This window comes from Schumannella sp. 10F1B-5-1 (assembly GCF_006517535.1).
GTDB lineage: Bacteria > Actinomycetota > Actinomycetes > Actinomycetales > Microbacteriaceae > Schumannella.
This window is the reverse complement of record NZ_VHQH01000002.1, coordinates 314,421-331,171: the sequence shown is the minus strand read 5'-3', so window position 1 is coordinate 331,171 and position 16,751 is coordinate 314,421. Positions and strand designations below refer to the sequence as shown.

The window sequence follows — 16,751 nt, the reverse complement described above, 5'->3', positions numbered from 1 at the left end:
TTCTCCTCACGAGGCTAGAGTGCGAGGGCAACCGAGTCTCGGCGCGTTCTGCACACCCACCCCATGGCGCCGGAAGGGGATCTCTCATGACCGACAAGCCCAGCGACCCGCCGGTGCAGCCGTCTGACGACGACCTGCCCCCCGAGGATCGCCCCACGACCGCCCGCCTGCCCCAGCGTCCCGCCGACGACTTCTCGCCGTCGGACGTGAGCACCCGCGACCAGCCCGTCGTCGACGGCGGCGGCGCCGCGGCGGCGCAGCCCGAGTCGCCGCAGCCGCAGGAGCCCGCCGCACCGCAGTACGGCTCGCCCCAGTACGGCGGCCAGCAGTACGGCAACCAGCAGTACGGGGCCCCGCAGTACGGCGCCCCGCAGCAGCCGCAGCAGAGCTGGTCGGCGCAGCAGCCCGCGGCGCCGCAGCAGCCCGAGCAGCCGGCCTCGCCCTACGCTCAGCCGAACCAGACCGGCGCACAGCCGACGGCGCAGTACGGCCAGCAGCCCGGCCAGCCCGCTCCGAGCGCTCCCGAGCAGCACGGTCAGCAGCCCGCCTACGGCCAGCCGCAGTATGGCCAGCCCGCCGCTCCGCAGCAGACCGGCCCGCAGCATCCCGTGCAGAACGCCGACCCGAACGCCGCCACGGCGCAGTACGGCCAGGCCGGCGCCTACGGCGCCGCGGGCGCCGCCGGAGCCACGGCGGGTCAGTACGCCCAGAACACCACCGGCCAGCAGCCCTACGCCACCGCGCCCGGCGCTCCCGGTGCTCCCGGCGCCGGCGGATGGAACGGCGGCCCCGGCCAGCCCGGCCAGCCCGGATTCGGCCAGCCGCAGCCGGCGAAGAAGTCGTCGAAGAAGCTGCTCGTCGGCCTCATCGCCGGTGGCGCCGCGCTCATCCTGATCATCGTGGCGGCCGTCGTCGTCGTGAACGTCGGCAACGCGACCCACTCGCCCGCGAGCGCGGTCAGCGCGTTCCTCGACAAGCTCAAGGCCGGCCAGGCCGAGGCCGCGGTCAAGACGATGTCGCCGCAGCCCGAGGGCGACCTCACCCTGATCGACGACGACGTGTACAAGAAGGCCGAGGGCCAGGTCTCGTCGTATTCGATCAATCGCACGAGCGGCACCACCGTCACCGCCCGCGTCAACTATAAGAGCGGCGACAGCTCGACCGAGACGTTCAAGGTCACCGCCAAGGGCAAGGACTTCATCTGGGACAACTACGTCGTCGCGGGCGACTCGCTGCCCACGGTGACGGCGACCGCCTCGGGCCCGTCGAACCTGAAGCTCACGGTCAACGGCAAGGAGCTGAAGCCGTCGGACGACGACGCGACCACGAGCGACTACGAGTTCGTCTCGCTGCCCGGCACCTACACCTTCGACTACGAGGGCAAGGGCGTCGACCTGCTGCAGTGGGAGACCGGCAAGGTCGAGGTCAAGGGCCTCAGCACGATCTCGGCGGGGGTGAGCGGCCTGGATGCGAACCTCGAGGTCGCGCTGAGCGACTCGGGTGTCGAGGCCGCCGACAAGGCGATCGACGCGTTCTTCCAGTCGTGCTTCGACCAGGGCTCGCTCACCCCGACCGGCGGATGCGGCTTCAGCATCCGCGGCACGCCGGGCGTGACCTACACGAACATCAAGTGGACCGTCGTCGAGCGTCCCGACCCCGACATCGGCGACTGGGACGGCGAGGGCTTCTCGGTCGTCAGCCTGTTCAACGGCCACTTCAGCGTGACGGCCGACGCCTCGAGCGCCGCCGGCGTCGGGACCTCGTCGGGTGACGTGCGCTCGATCAACATGCTGGGAACGCTGAAGATCGGCGACGACGGCGCGATCACCTACGAGACGAAGCTCAGCTGATCTCGGCTCCGCTCGACCCGAGCGGGAGACACAGGGGCGTCGGCGGCTTCGGCCGCGGCGCCCCTGTCGCGTCGGCGGGCGGTCGGGTCGGGTCGGGTCGGGTCGACCGGGATGCTCGCAGCACGCATCCGGGAATCAATGCGTACGCATCGAGGTTGCGTCGCGTATGACCTTCGATCGCCTCGCCGCCGACACCGCGATGGGCGCCGTCACCCTCGATGTCGCCGACCTCGACACCATGACCGCGTACTACCGCGACGCCGTCGGCCTCGACCTGATCGGCGCCGCCGGCGACCGCGTCGACCTGGGCCGCGGCGACCGCGTGCTGCTGACGCTGCACCACGCGCCCGCACTCAAGCACGCCGGGCCGCGCGAGGCCGGGCTGTTCCACACCGCGATCCTGTTCGACTCGCAGGCCGCCCTCGCCGCCGCCGTCTACGGGGTCGCGCAGCGGCATCCCGACACCTTCCGCGGCTCGAGCGACCACCTCGTCAGCAACGCCTTCTACTTCGACGACCCCGAGGGCAACGGCGTCGAGCTCTACTGGGATCGCGACCGCAGCGAGTGGAGCTGGACCCACGGCCGCGTCGAGATGAACACCCTCTACCTCGACCCGAACCGCTTCCTGCAGCAGCACCTCACCGAGCAGGGCCTCGCGACGCCCGGAATCGGCGACGCCACGATCGGCCACGTGCACCTCTCGGTCGGGTCGATCGCGCCCGCCCGCGAGTTCTACGTCGACCGCCTCGGCTTCGACACCACCGCCGAGCTGGGCGACCAGGCGCTGTTCGTGAGCGCCGGCGGCTACCACCACCACATGGCGATGAACGTGTGGAACAGCAAGGGCGCGGGCCGCCGCCAGCCGACCCTGGGCCTGGGGCGGGTCGACATCGTCGTGCCCGGCGCCGACGCGGTCGGCGAGCTGAGCGAGCGGATGCGGCACTTCGGCGTCGAGGCCCGCGACGACGGGCGGTCGGTCAGCTTCGACGACCCGTGGGCGAACACGATCCGGGTCGTGGCGGCCGACGCCGCGGTCTGAGCGGGCGCGGGCGCCTCAGGGTCGGCACCCGGTCGACGTCGCGCGCGCGAGCGCTGAGCGCACGCGATGCCGGGGTGGGCATCCACTGAGGGCTCGACGACGGGGTCTGGCGGGTCGAGCCCGCACTGCGTAGCGTTCGGGGCATCGACTCCCCCGGTCGGCGGGAGCACCACGACCGTGAGGAGAACCCCGATGAGCATGATGAGCGACATGATGCAGTCGATGCCCCAGACCGACATGGCCATGAGCATGGACATGATGGCGATGCAGGAGTGCATGGAGGCGTGCTCGGCCGCCGCGATGGCCGCGACCATGTGCGCCGACGCCGACATGGGCGACGACATGGGCCGCTGCTCGTCGATGTGCTCGAACATGGCGGATGTCGCGACCACGATGATGCGCATGATGATGCGGCCGATGGGTCACGACATGGGCGCCATGTCGGCCATGATGACCGCCTGCATGACGATGGGCGAGGCCTGCGCCGCCGAGTGCCGGATGCACGCCGACATGCACGAGCACTGCCGCATCTGCATGATGGCGTGCGAGGCGATGGTCGCCAGCTGCCAGAAGATGATGAGCTCGATGGCCTGAGGCCTCGGGCTCGTCTGCTGTTCGGCGCGCTGCTGAGCGCCACCCGCCGCGATCGCTGAGCGGGGCGGACCGTCGCGGGACGGCTAGCCCGCGGCGCGCGCCGGGTACCGCACCCCCGCGACCGCGAGCAGCTCGGCCACCGGGTGGAACGCGACCGGCTCGCCGAGCGCGGGCAGCACCGCAGTGGCGAGCGTCGTGAGCGCGCCGTCGAGCGCGGCCACGACGACCTCGCCCTGACGCGCCTCGACGACGAGCCCGTCGCGCCAGGCGCTCGGCGACGCGTTCGCGACGGCCTGCTGGATGGGCAGGACTCCGGTCATGCTGCTGGGGGTCATGCTCTCCTCCTCGGGCGGATGCGATGCGGTCGCGGTATGCGGGTCGTGCGGTGTGCGTGCGACTCTAGGTCGCGCATCCCGGGCCCGCACCTGGTCGCGTCACATGACGCAACGCGGCGTCACAGAGGCGCCATGGAGGCGGCGCGATCGGACGGCCCGCGAAGGCCGATGCTCCGGATCGCCCGCGATCTGCGCGGGATGTCCGGCGCGTGGGTCACGATGGACGAGTGCCGATCCGACGCCGCCGCGCCGCCCGCCCGACCCTGATCGCCGCCGCGGCGACCGCGGTGCTGCTGGTGCTGTCGGGGTGCGGCATCGCGGCCCCGCGCTTCGAGATGCTGGCCTTCCAGCCGGACTACGCGAACGTCGACCTGATCGACAAGAGCGCTGACGGCATCCAGCTGCTGGGCATCCAGGGCGTGCACCTGCAGGAGGGCGGTGCCGGCGTCGACAAGCCGAACGAGGCCGTGCTGGCGCAGCGCGACCGCGCGAAGAAGCTGGGCATCCCGGCGCAGCTGCTCGTGATCAACGCCCGGCCCGGCGAGGGCTTCAGCCGCGGCCTCGCCGAGCAGATGCTCACGTCGGCGGCCAACCGGAAGAAGGTCGCCGAGCAGCTGGCCGACGACGTCGACGAGTACCGCTGGGATGGCGGCATCATGCTCGACATCGAGTCGATCGACGGCGATCTGGCCGACGACTACGCCGAGTTCGCCGAGGAGCTGCGGGAGGCCGTCGGACCCGACGTGCGGCTGGATGCGGCGATCGCCACCGCGAGCAGCAAGGCCGGGTACCGCGACCGCGGTTTCGACGTCGAGCGCCTGGCGAAGAGCCTCGACCACCTGACGCTGATGGCCTACGACCTGCACGGGCCGTGGGCGCCCGACGACCCCGGCCCCGTCGGCGATCTGGTCTGGCAGCGCAAGGTGCTGAACGCGCTGCTCAAGCACGTCGACCCGCAGCAGGTGCAGCTCGGGGTGGCCGGCTACGGCTACCGCTGGGGCGGCCCGGTCGGCGCGAAGGCCGTCAGCACCACGCAGGCGCGGCGCTTCGTCGAGGAGGCGGGAGCGGTCGCGACCTTCGACGAGAAGATCGGCGAGTGGACGGCGACCCTGCCCGACGGCACGGTCATGTGGTGGTCGGATGCGCGCTCGCTCGCCCTGCGCGTCAAGCTCGCGCAGCAGCGCGACCTGCACGGCGTGGCGGTGTGGTCGCTCGCGGTCTCCGACCCGATCGAGCCCGTGAAGGACCCGGAGGACTAGCGTGACGCGACTCTGGGCGGCGCTGCTCGCGCCGGTCGTCGTGGCGCAGGGGCGTCGGCTGAGCGCATCCACCCCGCGTCTCGCCGCCCCGCTGAGCGAACCGGATGCGCGCGCGCTCGCCGACCCCGCGCTCGCGCTGCTCGTGCTCGGCGACTCCACCGCCGTCGGCACGGGGGTGCGCGACGGCGCGGAAGCGCTGCCGGCGGCGCTCGCGCGGGAGCTGGGCCTCGAACCGATCGACGGCACCACCACTGCCGGGGATGCGCCGGCGCCCGCATCCACCCGTGCGCTCGCCCTGGGCCGCAACGGCGCGACGGCCGCCGACATCCGCGCCGACTTCCTCGACCGGGCGTCCGCGAGCTCGGCCGACACCGTGGTCGTGCTCGTCGGCTGGAACGACGCGATGAAGCTGCGCTCCACGCGCGCTTTCGCCCGCGACCTGACGAGCATCGTGCGCACCCTGCAGGCGCGCCGGCTCGGGCGGCGGGTGTGCGTGGTCACGCCGCCGCACTTCGAGCGCTTCGCCGTGCTGCCGCAGCCGCTGCGCTTCGCGCTCGGCGCGCACGCCGCCGGGCTCCGCCGGGCGGCGGCCCGCGTCTGCCGCACGTGGGGCGCGGTGCTCGCCCCGGGGATCGACGGGAGCAGCGCATCCCCCGACGACCGCTTCCACCCCGATGCAGCCGGCTACGCGCGTCTCGCCCGGGGCATCGCCGCCGCGCTCAGCGCACCGCCGCCGCGCCGGTAGGATGGGCGCATCCCCCTGCCCTGAACTGACGGAGTGATCTGTGCCCACCATCGTCGTCGAGGTCATGCCCAAGGCCGAACTGCTCGACCCGGCGGGCAAGGCCGTCGCCACGGCCCTCGGCAAGCAGGGTCGCAGCCACTTCAGCGGCGTGCGCATCGGCAAGCGCTTCGAGCTGACGGTCGACGAGGTCACGGATGCCGTGCTCGCCGAGGCCCGCGAGCTCGCCGACGACCTGCTCAGCAACGGCGTCATCGAAGACGTCGTCAGCGTGCGGGTCGCGGAGTAATCGCCGTGCGCATCGGCGTCGTCACCTTCCCCGGCTCGCTCGATGACCGGGATGCGCAGCGCGCCGTGCGCCTCGCGGGCGGCGAGCCCGTGGCGCTCTGGCACGGGGCCCACGACCTCGACGGCGTCGAGGCGATCGTGCTGCCCGGCGGCTTCAGCTACGGCGACTACCTGCGCTGCGGCGCGATCGCCGCGCAGTCGCCGATCATGACCGAGGTCGTCTCCGCCGCGAACGCGGGGATGCCCGTGCTCGGCATCTGCAACGGCTTCCAGATCCTGGTCGAGTCGCACCTGCTGCCCGGCGGGCTGATCCGCAACGACCACGGCGACTTCGTCTGCCGCGATCAGCGCCTGCGCGTCGAGAACGCCGACACCGCATGGACGAACCAGTTCACCGCGGGCGAGGAGATCACGATCCCGCTGAAGAACGGCGAGGGCGGCTTCATCGCCGACGCCGAGACGCTCAAGCGCCTCGAGAGCGAGGGCCAGGTCGCGTTCCGCTACCTGCAGACGAACCCGAACGGCTCGCTGAACGACATCGCCGGCCTCACGAACGCGCGCGGCAACGTCGTCGGGCTCATGCCGCACCCCGAGCACGCCGTCGAGGCGGGCTTCGGCCCCGACACGGATGCGGCGATGCGCTCGGGCGTCGACGGCCTGCGCTTCTTCACCTCGATCCTGCAGCAGACGCTCGCGAACGCCTGATCCGGCGCTGACCGCTCAGCGGCTCGGCGCGACTGGCGCGGTTCGCCGCCTCAGCGACGCTCCGCCGCATCCGCCTCGACGTCGGCGGGGTCCGGCAGCGGGATCGCCTGGGTGAAGCTCAGCGCACGGCGCTCGGAATCCTCCGAGCCGGTGAACAGCCCGCCGGTGTCGGTGCCGACCTCGCGCCGCCGCGCGGGGGCGTGGTCGATCATCTCGACCCGCTGACGCGGCAGCCCGGCGGTATCGCTGTGCCGCACCCACTCGACGAGCTGCTCGCGCACATAGCAGCGCAGGTCGAACAGCTCCCCCGCATCGCGGGCCGAGACGAGCACGCGCACCCGCACGACGCCGCCGGTCGCATCCGTCACCTGCAGCACCTTGGTGCGCTCGTCCCACAGCTCGGTGCGGTCGAGGATCGCGTCGAGCTCCTTCCGCATCGCGGTCGGGCTGATGCTCCAGTCGACGTCGAACTCGACGCCGCCGAGCAGCTCCGAGCTGTGCCGGGTCCAGTTCTCGAACGGGGTGGTCGTGAAGTACGTGCTCGGCAGCACGAGCCGGCGGTCGTCCCAGAGGTGCACGACCACGTAGCTCAGGGTGATGTCCTCGATGCGCCCCCACTGCGTCTCGACGACCACGACGTCGTCGACGCGGATCGCATCGGAGAAGGCCAGCTGCACGCCCGCGAACAGGTTCGCGAGGGTCGACTGCGCCGCGAGGCCGGCGACGACGCTGACCAGTCCGGCCGAGGCGAGCAGGCTCGTGCCGACCGCCTCGACGCCGGGGAACGTCAGCAGGATCGCGCCCGCCGCCACGATCACGAGCACCACGACGACGATGCGCCGCAGCAGCAGCACCTGGGTCTGGATGCGGCGGGCCAGGCGGTTGTCGGCGACGTCGGTCGGGTAGCGGGCCAGGATTCCGCCGAGCGCCGCGCCGACGATGCCGCCGATCAGCCAGGCCGTCGTGGCGATCGCGAGGATGAGCATCCCGTGCTCGATCGTGGCGACCACGTCGCGCAGGGGGAACGCGACCTGCACGGCGATCCACAGCGTGATCACGAGCAGCAGGATGCGGAACGGGCGCCGGATGCCGCGCAGCGCGGTCGGCTCCCAGCGGCGACGACGCGCCAGCAGACGCACCGGCACGGTCAGCACGAGCGTCACGATCACCGCCAGCACGATCGCCACGACGACGGCGATCGCGAAGGCCCACCAGCCGGGCACCGGGATCGCGGCGGCGAGCGGGGCGGCAGCGGGTGCGGAGGCGGCGGAGGCCACGAGCGATTCGAGAGCGGAGGGTGCGGACGCGGCGAGAGGGCTGATCGTGTCGGGCATCGACACCCACGCTAGGAAACGCCCCGCGGCTCACGCTGGCGGTTCAGGGATTGCGGAGGGGATGTTCACCCGCTCGGAACACGGCGCTCAGGCGCAGGACCGCGAGCGCCGTCGCCCGCCGGACGGAACGCCGAGGCGGCCCGCCCCCGCAGGGACGGACCGCCTCGTGCTGCGTGTCGCGCGAGGCGACCGCCTAGCGCTGCGCCTCCGCGCGGCGGCGACGCACGACCACCAGGGCCGCACCCGCCAGCAGCAGGGCGAGGGCGCCGAGCACGCCGGCCGAGCCGTCGACACCCGTCGCGGCGAGGCCGCGCGAGCCCGAGGCCGTGGCGTTCGAGCCGCCCGCCGAGCCCGTGCCCGAGCCCGTGCCGCCACCGGTGCCGGGGTCGGCAGCCGTGATCGTGATGGCCGACCATCCGATCACGTTGCCGTCGGCATCCTGAACCGCGATGCGGTGCGCACCGGCCGGAGCGTCGGCGGGGATCGTCACCTGGATGGTGCCGTCCGACGCGACCTGCTGCCAGCCGCCGAGCGACATCGGGGTCGAGTGCAGCCAGGCCGAGACCCACTTGCCGGCCCACTGGGCGCCCAGCGAGATCGTGATCGTCGCGCCCGGCGCGGCCGAGCCCACCGAGATCGTGATCTTGCCCTCGAGGTCGATCGTCAGCGCGCTGTCGTCGGCGCCCACCGGGGGCTGCGACGGCTGGCCGATCTCGACCTCGCGCACCTCGACCGGGACCAGCACCGTCGTGCCGCTCTCCTTCGCCGTCAGCACGACCTGGGTCGCGCCGAAGACGTCATCCGGAACCGTGATGGATGCGGTGCTCGCCCCGTTCGCGACCGCGAAGGTCTGCGGCGCGGCGGCCGAGCCCGGCCAGGTGGCGGTGAGCTCGGTGTTGACCGGGCTGCCCTGCGAGGTGAGGTCGAGGTTGCCGACGTTCAGCGTGAACGCGGTTCCCTGGGCGACCAGGCCGGTCGGTGCGCCGGTCACGACCGCCGAGCGGCGGGCGAAGTCGGGCGAGACCGGCTTGTTGGCCTGCAGGTACGAGATCCAGGCGTCGCGGTCGAGGAGACCGGAGTCACGCGCAGCCGTGCCCTTCGCCAGCGTACGGAAGTTGTCTCCGCCCGAGGTGAGGAAGCTGAACGTGCCGATCCGGTAGCTCGCCGCCGGGTCGATCGGCTCGCCGTCGACGAAGATCGCGGTCACGTGCGAGCCCTGCGCGGCGGCGGGGTCGTAGGTGTACGAGACGTTCTTCGACAGGCCGAGCTTCAGGAACGGACGCGTCGGGATCGAGCCGTCGGCGTTGGTCTGCCACTGCTCCTCGAGCACCTGCTTGAACTGGGCGCCCGTGAGCGACGTGGTCCAGAGGTTGTTCACGAAGGGCAGCACCGCGTTGGCCTGTTCGTAGGTGACGTCGCCGGCCGGCAGGTCCGCACGCAGACCGCCCGGGTTGACGACGCCGATCTCCGCACCGCCGCGATCGGCCGAGCTGAGGCTCGACACGAGCGAGTCGGCGACCAGGTTGCCCAGGGTCGACTCGCTGGCGCGGTCATCGCGGGCTCCCTTGATGAAGGCGGTCGTGATCGGGGCGGTGGTCTTGCCGATCACCTGGCTGCCGATGACCTTCGCGTCGGCGAGGGCCTTGTCGACGATCGTCTTGACCTCGGCGACCCGCGGGAACTCGGCGACGAGCGCCTCATCCGCCGTGGTCGTGCGGGCGACGTTCTTCGCCGTGTACGACTGCACCGACTTGGTGCTCGGATCGATCGTCAGCACGACCTGGCCGATGTTCTCACCGTAGTTGCCGGTCTGCAGCACGGGGCGGGTCTTGCCCTCGACGCCGGGGACCGGGCCGTCCCACGCGTACTGCTTGTGCGTGTGGCCGGTGAACACCGCCGCGACCTTGGCGCTGGTCTGCGTCACGATCTTGGCGAAGGCGCCGCCGCGGGCGATCTCCTGCTCGATCGTCGCACCCTCGGGGGCTCCGAAGCCGGCGCCCTCGTGGTACTCCGCGATCAGCACGTCGGCCTCGCCGTTGCTGAGGTCGCCGTCGGTCAGCTGGCCGGCGACGCGGTTGACCGCATCCACCGGGTCGCCGAACTCGAGACCCTCGATGCCGGCGGGCGACACGAGCGTGCCCGTCTCCTGGGTCACCGCGCCGATCACGGCGACCTTGAGGCCGTCGATCTCGACGATCTTGTACTCCGGCAGCGCCGGGGTGGTGGTGCCCTTCTTGTAGACGTTGGCGCCCAGGTAGTCCCACTTCGCCGCGTTCTTGACGCGACCGGTGAGGTCGGCGTAGCCCTGGTCGAACTCGTGGTTGCCGACGGCCGAGGCGGTCAGGCCGAGCGCGTTGAACACGTCGATCGTGGGCTGGTCCTGCTGCGAGGCCGAGGCGAACAGCGAGGCGCCGATGTTGTCGCCGTCGGAGAGGAACAGGGTGTTCTCCTCGCCGGCGGCCTTGCGCAGCTGCTCGATCGTGCCGGCGAACTTCACCGTGTTGGCATCGATGCGACCGTGGAAGTCATTGATGTTCAGCAGGTTCAGGTCGACCGTCGTCGCCGCGGGCTTCGCGATCTCGACCGGGATGCGGATCGTGGTGCCGCTGGTCTTCGCGACGATCGTGAGCGTGGATGCGCCCGTCACGTCGTTCGGCACCGTCACGGTCGGCGTCGCCGCCCCGTTCGCCACGGCGACCGACTGCGCCGCGAGCTTCGAGCCGGTGAAGCTGATCTCGAGCGAGGTGTTCGCCGGGCTGCCCTGCGAGGTCAGGTCGAGACCCGAGATCGAGAGCGGGTACTGGGCGCCCTGCTCCAGGCTGCCGGTCGGCAGACCCGTCACGGCCGCGGAGCGGCGCGCGAAGTCGGGCGACACCGGCTTGTTAGCCTGCAGGTAGGAGATCCAGGCGTCGCGGTCGATCAGACCGGAGTCCTTGGTGTCCTTTCCGTCGGCGAACACGCGGAAGTTGTCGCCGCCCGCGAGCAGGAAGCTGAACGATCCGATGCGGTAGTTCGCGGCCGGGTCGATCGGCTTGCCGTCGATGAGGATGCTCGTGATGTGCGATCCCCGCTGGGCGCTCGGGTCGAAGGTGTAGGTCACGTTCTTCGAGAGACCCAGCTTCAGGAAGGCCCGCGAGGGGACCGTGCCGTCGGCGTTGGTCTGCCACTGCTGCTCGAGCGCGGTCTTGAACTGCGCACCGGTCAGGGTCGTGGTCCACAGGTTGTTCACGAAGGGCAGCACCGCGTTGGCCTGCTCGTAGGTGATGTCGCCCGCGGCGAGGAAGTCGGAGCGCAGACCGCCCGGGTTCACGACGCCGATCGTGGCGGCGCCGCGGTCGGCCGAGCCGAGGCTCGAGACGAGCGAGTCGGCCACGAGGTTGCCGATCGTCGACTCGCTGCCGCGGTCGTCACGGGTGCCTCCGGTGTAGACGCCGTTCGTGTAGGCGCCGCCGGTGTAGGCGGTCGTGATGGGGGCGGTGGTCGAGCCGATCACCTGGCTGCCGATGACCTTCGCGTCGGCCAGTGCCTTGTCGACGATCGTCTTGACGGCCGAGACGCGCGGGAACTGGCTGACCAGCGTCGCGTCGTCGGTCGTGGTGCGGGCCACGTTCTTGCCCGTGTACGAGGTGATCGCGTGGGTGTCGCCGTCGATCGTCAGCTCGACCTGGCCGATGTTCTCGCCGTAGCTGCCGGTCTGGATGATCGGGCGGGTCTGACCGGTCGTCGATCCGGGAACCGGGCCGTCCCACGCGTACTGCTTGTGCGTGTGGCCGGTGAAGATCGCGCCGACCTTCGCCGAGGTCTTGGTCACGATGTCGGCGAAGGCGCCGCCGTCGGCGATCTCCTTCTCGATGGTCGCACCCTCGGGGGTGCCGAAGCCGGCGCCCTCGTGGTACTCGGCGATCAGGATGTCGGCCTCGCCGTTCGCGGCGTCGCCGTCGGTCAGCTGCGCCGCGACGCGGTTGACCGCCTCGACCGGGTCGCCGAACTCGATGTCCTTGATGCCGTCGGGCGAGACGAGCGAGGGGGTCTCCTCGGTGACCGCGCCGATGACGCCGACCTTGAGGCCCGCGACGTCGAGGATCTTGTACTCGTCGAGCGCCGGGGTCGTGGTGCCCTTCTTGTAGACGTTCGCACCGAGGTACGCCCATCCGGCGTTCGCCTTGTCCTTGCCGATCACGCGGTCGGTGAGGTCGCTGAACCCGCCGTCGAACTCGTGGTTGCCCACCGACGAAGCCTGCAGGCCGAGCGCGTTGAGCACGTCGATCGTCGGCTGGTCCTGCTGCGACGACGAGGCGAAGAGCGAGGCGCCGATGTTGTCGCCGTCGGAGAGGAACAGCGTGCTGCCCGCTCCGGCCGCGGCGCGCAGCTGCTCGATCGTGCCGGCGAACTTCACCGTGTTGCTGTCGATGCGACCGTGGAAGTCGTTGATGTTCAGCAGGTTCAGCTTGATCGGCGCGGCCTTCAGCGACAGTCCGACGATGACCGGGTCGTGGTCGCTCGCGCGGTACTGGTCGGCCGTGTAGAAGTTCGTCGCGTTGTAGTTGTAGCGGCTGTACTCGTAGGCGATCGACTCACCCGAGTTGATGTTCCAGATGTCGGCGCCGGTCACGGCCAGATCACCCGCGGTGTTCGCGAGGATGTGGTCGAGCGAGCCGCTCTGTCCGCTGAACGAGTAGGAGTGCTTGCCCGTCTTCGATCCCTGGTCGACGTAGCCCGCATCCTCGAGGACCTTGATCGGGTCCTCCTTGCTGTAGGCGTTGAAGTCGCCCAGCAGGTAGACGCGCTTGACGCCGGTGGCGTCCTGGCGCGACTTGGCGAAGGCGACGAGCGACGTGGCCTGGTTGATGCGCGACTGGTTCGAGGCGCCCTGTCCGTCGCCCTGGTCGGCGTCAGCGCCCGATCCCGAGCCCTTCGACTTCAGGTGGTTGACGATCGCCAGGAACGCGGTGCTGTCGGCGCCGCCCTTGAGCTTGAACTCCTGCGAGAGCGGCTGACGGGCGTTCACGAAGGCGCTGTCGCCGACGAGCACGACCGAGTCGCCGACCGGCTCGACGGTGGCCTTCTTGTAGATGAAGGCGGTGCGGATGACGTCCTGGTCGGCGACGGCCGGCAGCTTGTCGGCGGCCGGCGAGGGCACGTAAGCCCACTCGTCGGTGCCGGCGGCCGCGTTCAGCGCATCCGTCAGGGTCTTGAGGCCGAAGTCGCGGTCCTTGCCGAACTTGACCGAGTTCTCGATCTCCTCGAGCGAGACGACATCGGCGGTCAGCTTGTTGATCGCGGTGACGATCTTGTCCTGCTGGCGCTTCAGGTTCGCCGCATCCCAGGCACCGCGGGGGCCCGCATCACCGCAGCTGTTCACGGTGATCTTGTTGCCGGCGCGGTCGGTGTAGCCCGAGGCGCAGTCGAGCTCGGCGCCCGTGGTGGGGAAGTAGTTGAGCACGTTGAAGCTCGAGATGCGCACGTCGCCCGTGAGCGTCTTCGGCGCGGCCTGGCGCACGTCGCTGAACGTGGCCGGCTCGGTCGCGCCGGCGAGCAGCTGCGTCGTGGGCTGGAACTTCCAGGTGTTGTTGCGCCAGTCGAAGATCACCGGCGAGGCGAACGTGGCGGCCGCGCCGACGCTGATGTGCTTCGAGGCGGTCAGCCACGGCAGCGCGATGCTCTTGTTCGCGGTCGAGCCGAGGAAGTTGATGCTCGCGCCGTCGTCGAGCGTGACCGCGCGGGCCGCGTTCTCGGCCACCGCGGCCGTGTAGTCGGCGGTGCCGGGGCGGGCGATCTCGGTCGGGGTGATCAGCGGGGTGGTGCCCGAGGCGAGGCCGATCTCGGCGTACTGGTTGGTCGAGTAGGTGTTGCTGACCGTGAAGTCGCCCTGCGGCAGCACGAGCATGCTCTCGAGCGACTCGCGCTGGTCGTCGGTGCGGGGCAGACCCACCGTCGCCGGGGTGACCGGCTTCGGGGTGGTCGTCAGCTTGGTGAGGCCGGATGCGCTCGCCACCGTGATCTCGGTGAGGCTGCGCGCATCGGTCGAGCCCTTGTACTCGCTGACGGCGCCGGTGACCTGCACGAAGTCGCCGATCGCGACGCTGCCGACGGTGCTCGACGAGTAGACGTAGATCGCGTCGGACTTCGTGTGGGTCGCGAGGTCGAGCGCGCCGCCCGTGCCCTCGGTCTGGATCGTGTAGCCGTTGAAGCCGCCGGTCGCGTAGGTCGCGGTGACGACACCTTGGGTCGTGACCGTCTGGCCGTTCAGCGGCGAGGTGTCGCCGGCGCCCTGGATGTCGGCGATCGCGGTGACGGTCGGGGCGCCGGGGTCGGTCGGCGTGCCCGGGTCGGTGGGGTCCGTCGGGTCGGTGGGATCCGTCGGGTCGGTCGGCGTGCCCGTCGAGCCCGACTTCTGCGGGGTCGGGGTCGTGACCGCGGTGAAGTCAGCGGCGTTGTTGTCGCTGTCCTTGTGGTCGACCGAACGCGTCATCGCGTCCTGGATCGAGTTCGAGTTGGCAGTCGACGCGGCCGCTCCCTCGAAGGTCGCCGACGTGCCATAGCCGATCAGGTCGGCGATCTGGTCGTTCGCCGCGACGGCACCCGTGCCCGGGTCGACCCGGGTCGCCGTCTTGGCGAGGAAGAGCGTGCCGTTGGTGCCGCTCGGCTGGAACGCCCCGCCGTCCTGGTCGAAGCCCGGCAGCGCGGATCCCGTCGCGGCGTTGCCGTTGAACTGCACCAGGTAGTAGTCCTTGGCGGCGATCGTGCCGGTGAGCCCGATCGAGGAGGTCGCCGCTCCGGTGCCGTCGGCCTTGCGGTACTGGATCGACCAGGTGCTGAGGTCGACCGCCGCATCCCCGCCGTTGTAGAGCTCGACGAACTTCTTGTTGAACGGCGCGTTAGCGCTGCCGCCCTTGAGGTAGGCCTCGTTGATGACGACACCCGTGCCGTCGGTGCTGGCGAGGGCGGGGGTCGCGGTGAGGGCCGCGGAGGCGACGAGTGCGGCGCCGAGAGCGGATGCGACCGCACCTCTCAGCACACCGGCACGGAGCGATGGCATGACTCTCCTTGGGAGGGATTCGGGGATTCCTGAGTAGACAGCCAGAGTCCCCCGAACGCGGGGTTAACGGAAGGGGTTTGACGGGTGTCGTACTGGGGGCCGCACGGGCGGACTACCCCCGTTGAGGGTACGAGCGACGTGTGACGCTCATGTTTCCTCCATGAGCCCCGTGCGTGACGTTCACGCGCCCGGGGTTGCGCCCCGCCGCGCGCTCGATCCGGCCCCGAGGGTGGCCACTCGTGCACGGCGTCCCCGGCGCGTCGCATGCATTCGTGGCCACCCTCGAACGCCGGCACTCCGAGGGTGGCCACAAATGCGCGATTGGTGCGGCGTGTCGCCTGCGTTTTCGGCCACCCTTCGAGGCCTGCGCTGCGAGGGTGGCCACGAATGCGCGGCGCCGGCGGCGTGTCGCGTGCATTCGTGGCCACTCTCGAGAGGGCTGTGGATGAACGGCGCGAGCCGATTCGCGAACTCGGATGCTGGGGCGATGCGACGAGATGATCCGCTCGAGCAGACCGCATTCTCGGTCGGCGACGCCCGGCGATCCGGGCTGAGTCGGCGTGAGCGCGATGCTCGGCACCTCGACCGGCCTCATCACGGCATTCGCGCCCCGATGTGGCGCGACGTCGACACCGCGGTCGATCTGCTTCCCGCACTCCGCGTCGGCGACCGCTTCAGCCACTCGACCGCGGCGCGTCTGTGGCCGCTCCCACTGCCGAGCTGGCTCGAATCAGCCGGCCCGCCCATCCACGTCAGCGCACCCATCGAGAGCAACCGCACCCGCAGGCCGGGCGTGATCGGCCACCGTTCCGCGCATGATCGCGCGATCCTGCGACACGGCATCCCCGTGAGCGAGCCGATCCGGCTGTTCCTCGAACTGGCGAGCGTTCTCGACCTCGACGATCTGGTCGCGGTCGGCGACGCTCTCGTGCGAGACCCGCCCGTCCAGCAGCCCGACGATCCGCGCCCCTGGGTGCCGCTCGCCGATCTGACTTCGGCGGTCCGGCGAGCGCGGACGCCCGACTCGGCGCGAGCGCGGCGGGCGATGCATCTGGTGCGCGAGGGCAGCGACTCTCCTGCCGAGACCCGCCTTCGGCTCGCGACCGTGCGAGCGGGACTCCCCGAGGCCGAGCTGAACGGGATGCTGCACGACGCCGTCGGCGACGAGATCGGCCGGTTCGACCTGATCTGGCGACGACACCGGGTGGTCGCGGAATACGACGGCGACCAGCACCGCACCGATCCGGTCCAGTACGACCGCGACATCATCCGCTTCGATCGGGCGACCGAGGCGGGGTATCGAGTGCTGCGGTTCCGCACGCGGCAGCTGTATCCGGCGACCACGCCTGCGGTGCTGTCGATCGAGAAGGCGCTGCGCGCTTCCCGCGCCTGACTGCTGGCACTCGTCCCGCCGATCGTCGATCTCCGATCGACGACACCCATGGGTGGCCACGAATGACCGCTTCGCCCGGCGTGCCGCGAGCTTTTCTGGCCACCCTCGAACTCACGGCTGACGAGGGTGGCCGCGAATGACCGCAACCGACGGCGCGTCGCGAGCATTCCTGG

At 70.9% G+C, this 16,751-nt stretch carries 10 protein-coding genes and 2 pseudogenes; 8 read left to right on the top strand and 4 right to left on the bottom strand.

Going from position 1 to position 16,751, the window contains the following annotated elements; genetic code table 11:
* Positions 1-86 precede the first annotated feature (86 nt).
* The 3 genes from FJ658_RS03055 (at position 87) to FJ658_RS03045 (ending at position 3,483) form a co-directional block, all read left to right on the top strand.
* Positions 87-1,850 carry a hypothetical protein gene (locus FJ658_RS03055; RefSeq protein ID WP_141143897.1) on the top strand — a complete coding sequence of 588 codons (1,764 nt, stop codon included), beginning with the start codon at positions 87-89 and terminating at the stop codon, positions 1,848-1,850.
* Between the two features lie 166 nt (positions 1,851-2,016).
* The gene (locus tag FJ658_RS03050; RefSeq protein WP_255447524.1) at positions 2,017-2,889 is read left to right on the top strand and encodes a VOC family protein; all 873 of its coding nucleotides are present in this window, start codon (positions 2,017-2,019) and stop codon (positions 2,887-2,889) included.
* A gap of 192 nt (positions 2,890-3,081) precedes the next feature.
* Positions 3,082-3,483: an aldehyde dehydrogenase gene (locus tag FJ658_RS03045; RefSeq protein ID WP_181408301.1), complete on the top strand. Its 402-nt coding sequence runs from the start codon at positions 3,082-3,084 to the stop codon at positions 3,481-3,483.
* An 83-nt stretch (positions 3,484-3,566) separates the two neighbouring features.
* Here the strand turns inward: FJ658_RS03045 and FJ658_RS03040 are convergent, their stop codons facing one another.
* A complete protein-coding gene (locus tag FJ658_RS03040) occupies positions 3,567-3,818 on the bottom strand; it encodes a nuclease (RefSeq protein WP_141143896.1) in 252 nt (83 codons plus the stop codon).
* Between the two features lie 227 nt (positions 3,819-4,045).
* Between FJ658_RS03040 and FJ658_RS03035 the strand changes: the two genes are divergently transcribed.
* The 4 genes from FJ658_RS03035 to purQ are packed head-to-tail and all read left to right on the top strand — an operon-like array spanning position 4,046 to position 6,812.
* Entirely contained in the window at positions 4,046-5,077 is a 1,032-nt protein-coding gene (locus FJ658_RS03035; protein ID WP_141143895.1) for a glycosyl hydrolase family 18 protein, read from the top strand.
* A gap of 1 nt (position 5,078) precedes the next feature.
* Positions 5,079-5,822, top strand: coding sequence for a GDSL-type esterase/lipase family protein (locus FJ658_RS03030; RefSeq protein WP_141143894.1), 744 nt, complete (start codon positions 5,079-5,081; stop codon positions 5,820-5,822).
* Positions 5,823-5,862: 40 nt separating this feature from the next.
* Positions 5,863-6,108, top strand: coding sequence for a phosphoribosylformylglycinamidine synthase subunit PurS (locus FJ658_RS03025; RefSeq protein ID WP_141143893.1), 246 nt, complete (start codon positions 5,863-5,865; stop codon positions 6,106-6,108).
* Between the two features lie 5 nt (positions 6,109-6,113).
* Complete coding sequence (purQ, locus tag FJ658_RS03020; protein ID WP_141143892.1) at positions 6,114-6,812, top strand: phosphoribosylformylglycinamidine synthase subunit PurQ; 699 nt, start codon at positions 6,114-6,116, stop codon at positions 6,810-6,812.
* A 50-nt stretch (positions 6,813-6,862) separates the two neighbouring features.
* Here the strand turns inward: purQ and FJ658_RS03015 are convergent, their stop codons facing one another.
* From FJ658_RS03015 to FJ658_RS16730, 3 genes and pseudogenes are all read right to left on the bottom strand, one after another.
* Positions 6,863-8,146: a mechanosensitive ion channel family protein gene (locus tag FJ658_RS03015; RefSeq protein ID WP_141143891.1), complete on the bottom strand. Its 1,284-nt coding sequence runs from the start codon at positions 8,144-8,146 to the stop codon at positions 6,863-6,865.
* A gap of 718 nt (positions 8,147-8,864) precedes the next feature.
* Positions 8,865-10,703 (bottom strand): annotated as a pseudogene (locus tag FJ658_RS16735) (bifunctional UDP-sugar hydrolase/5'-nucleotidase); the annotation flags it as partial.
* 405 nt (positions 10,704-11,108) lie between these two features.
* Positions 11,109-15,185: pseudogene (locus FJ658_RS16730) on the bottom strand (ExeM/NucH family extracellular endonuclease); the annotation flags it as partial.
* A 160-nt stretch (positions 15,186-15,345) separates the two neighbouring features.
* On the opposite strand from FJ658_RS16730, the gene FJ658_RS03005 reads away from it, so the two are divergent.
* Positions 15,346-16,578, top strand: coding sequence for a DUF559 domain-containing protein (locus FJ658_RS03005; protein WP_141143889.1), 1,233 nt, complete (start codon positions 15,346-15,348; stop codon positions 16,576-16,578).
* Positions 16,579-16,751 lie beyond the last annotated feature (173 nt).

Excerpts from the sequence above, each read along its gene's own strand:
- FJ658_RS03055 (WP_141143897.1), top strand. The coding sequence starts at position 87 with ATGACCGACAAGCCCAGCGACCCGCCGGTGCAGCCGTCTGACGACGAC.
- FJ658_RS03050 (WP_255447524.1), top strand. The coding sequence starts at position 2,017 with ATGACCTTCGATCGCCTCGCCGCCGACACCGCGATGGGCGCCGTCACC.
- FJ658_RS03045 (WP_181408301.1), top strand. The coding sequence starts at position 3,082 with ATGAGCATGATGAGCGACATGATGCAGTCGATGCCCCAGACCGACATG.
- FJ658_RS03040 (WP_141143896.1), bottom strand. The coding sequence starts at position 3,818 with ATGACCCCCAGCAGCATGACCGGAGTCCTGCCCATCCAGCAGGCCGTC.
- FJ658_RS03015 (WP_141143891.1), bottom strand. The coding sequence starts at position 8,146 with ATGCCCGACACGATCAGCCCTCTCGCCGCGTCCGCACCCTCCGCTCTC.
- FJ658_RS03005 (WP_141143889.1), top strand. The coding sequence starts at position 15,346 with ATGAGCCCCGTGCGTGACGTTCACGCGCCCGGGGTTGCGCCCCGCCGC.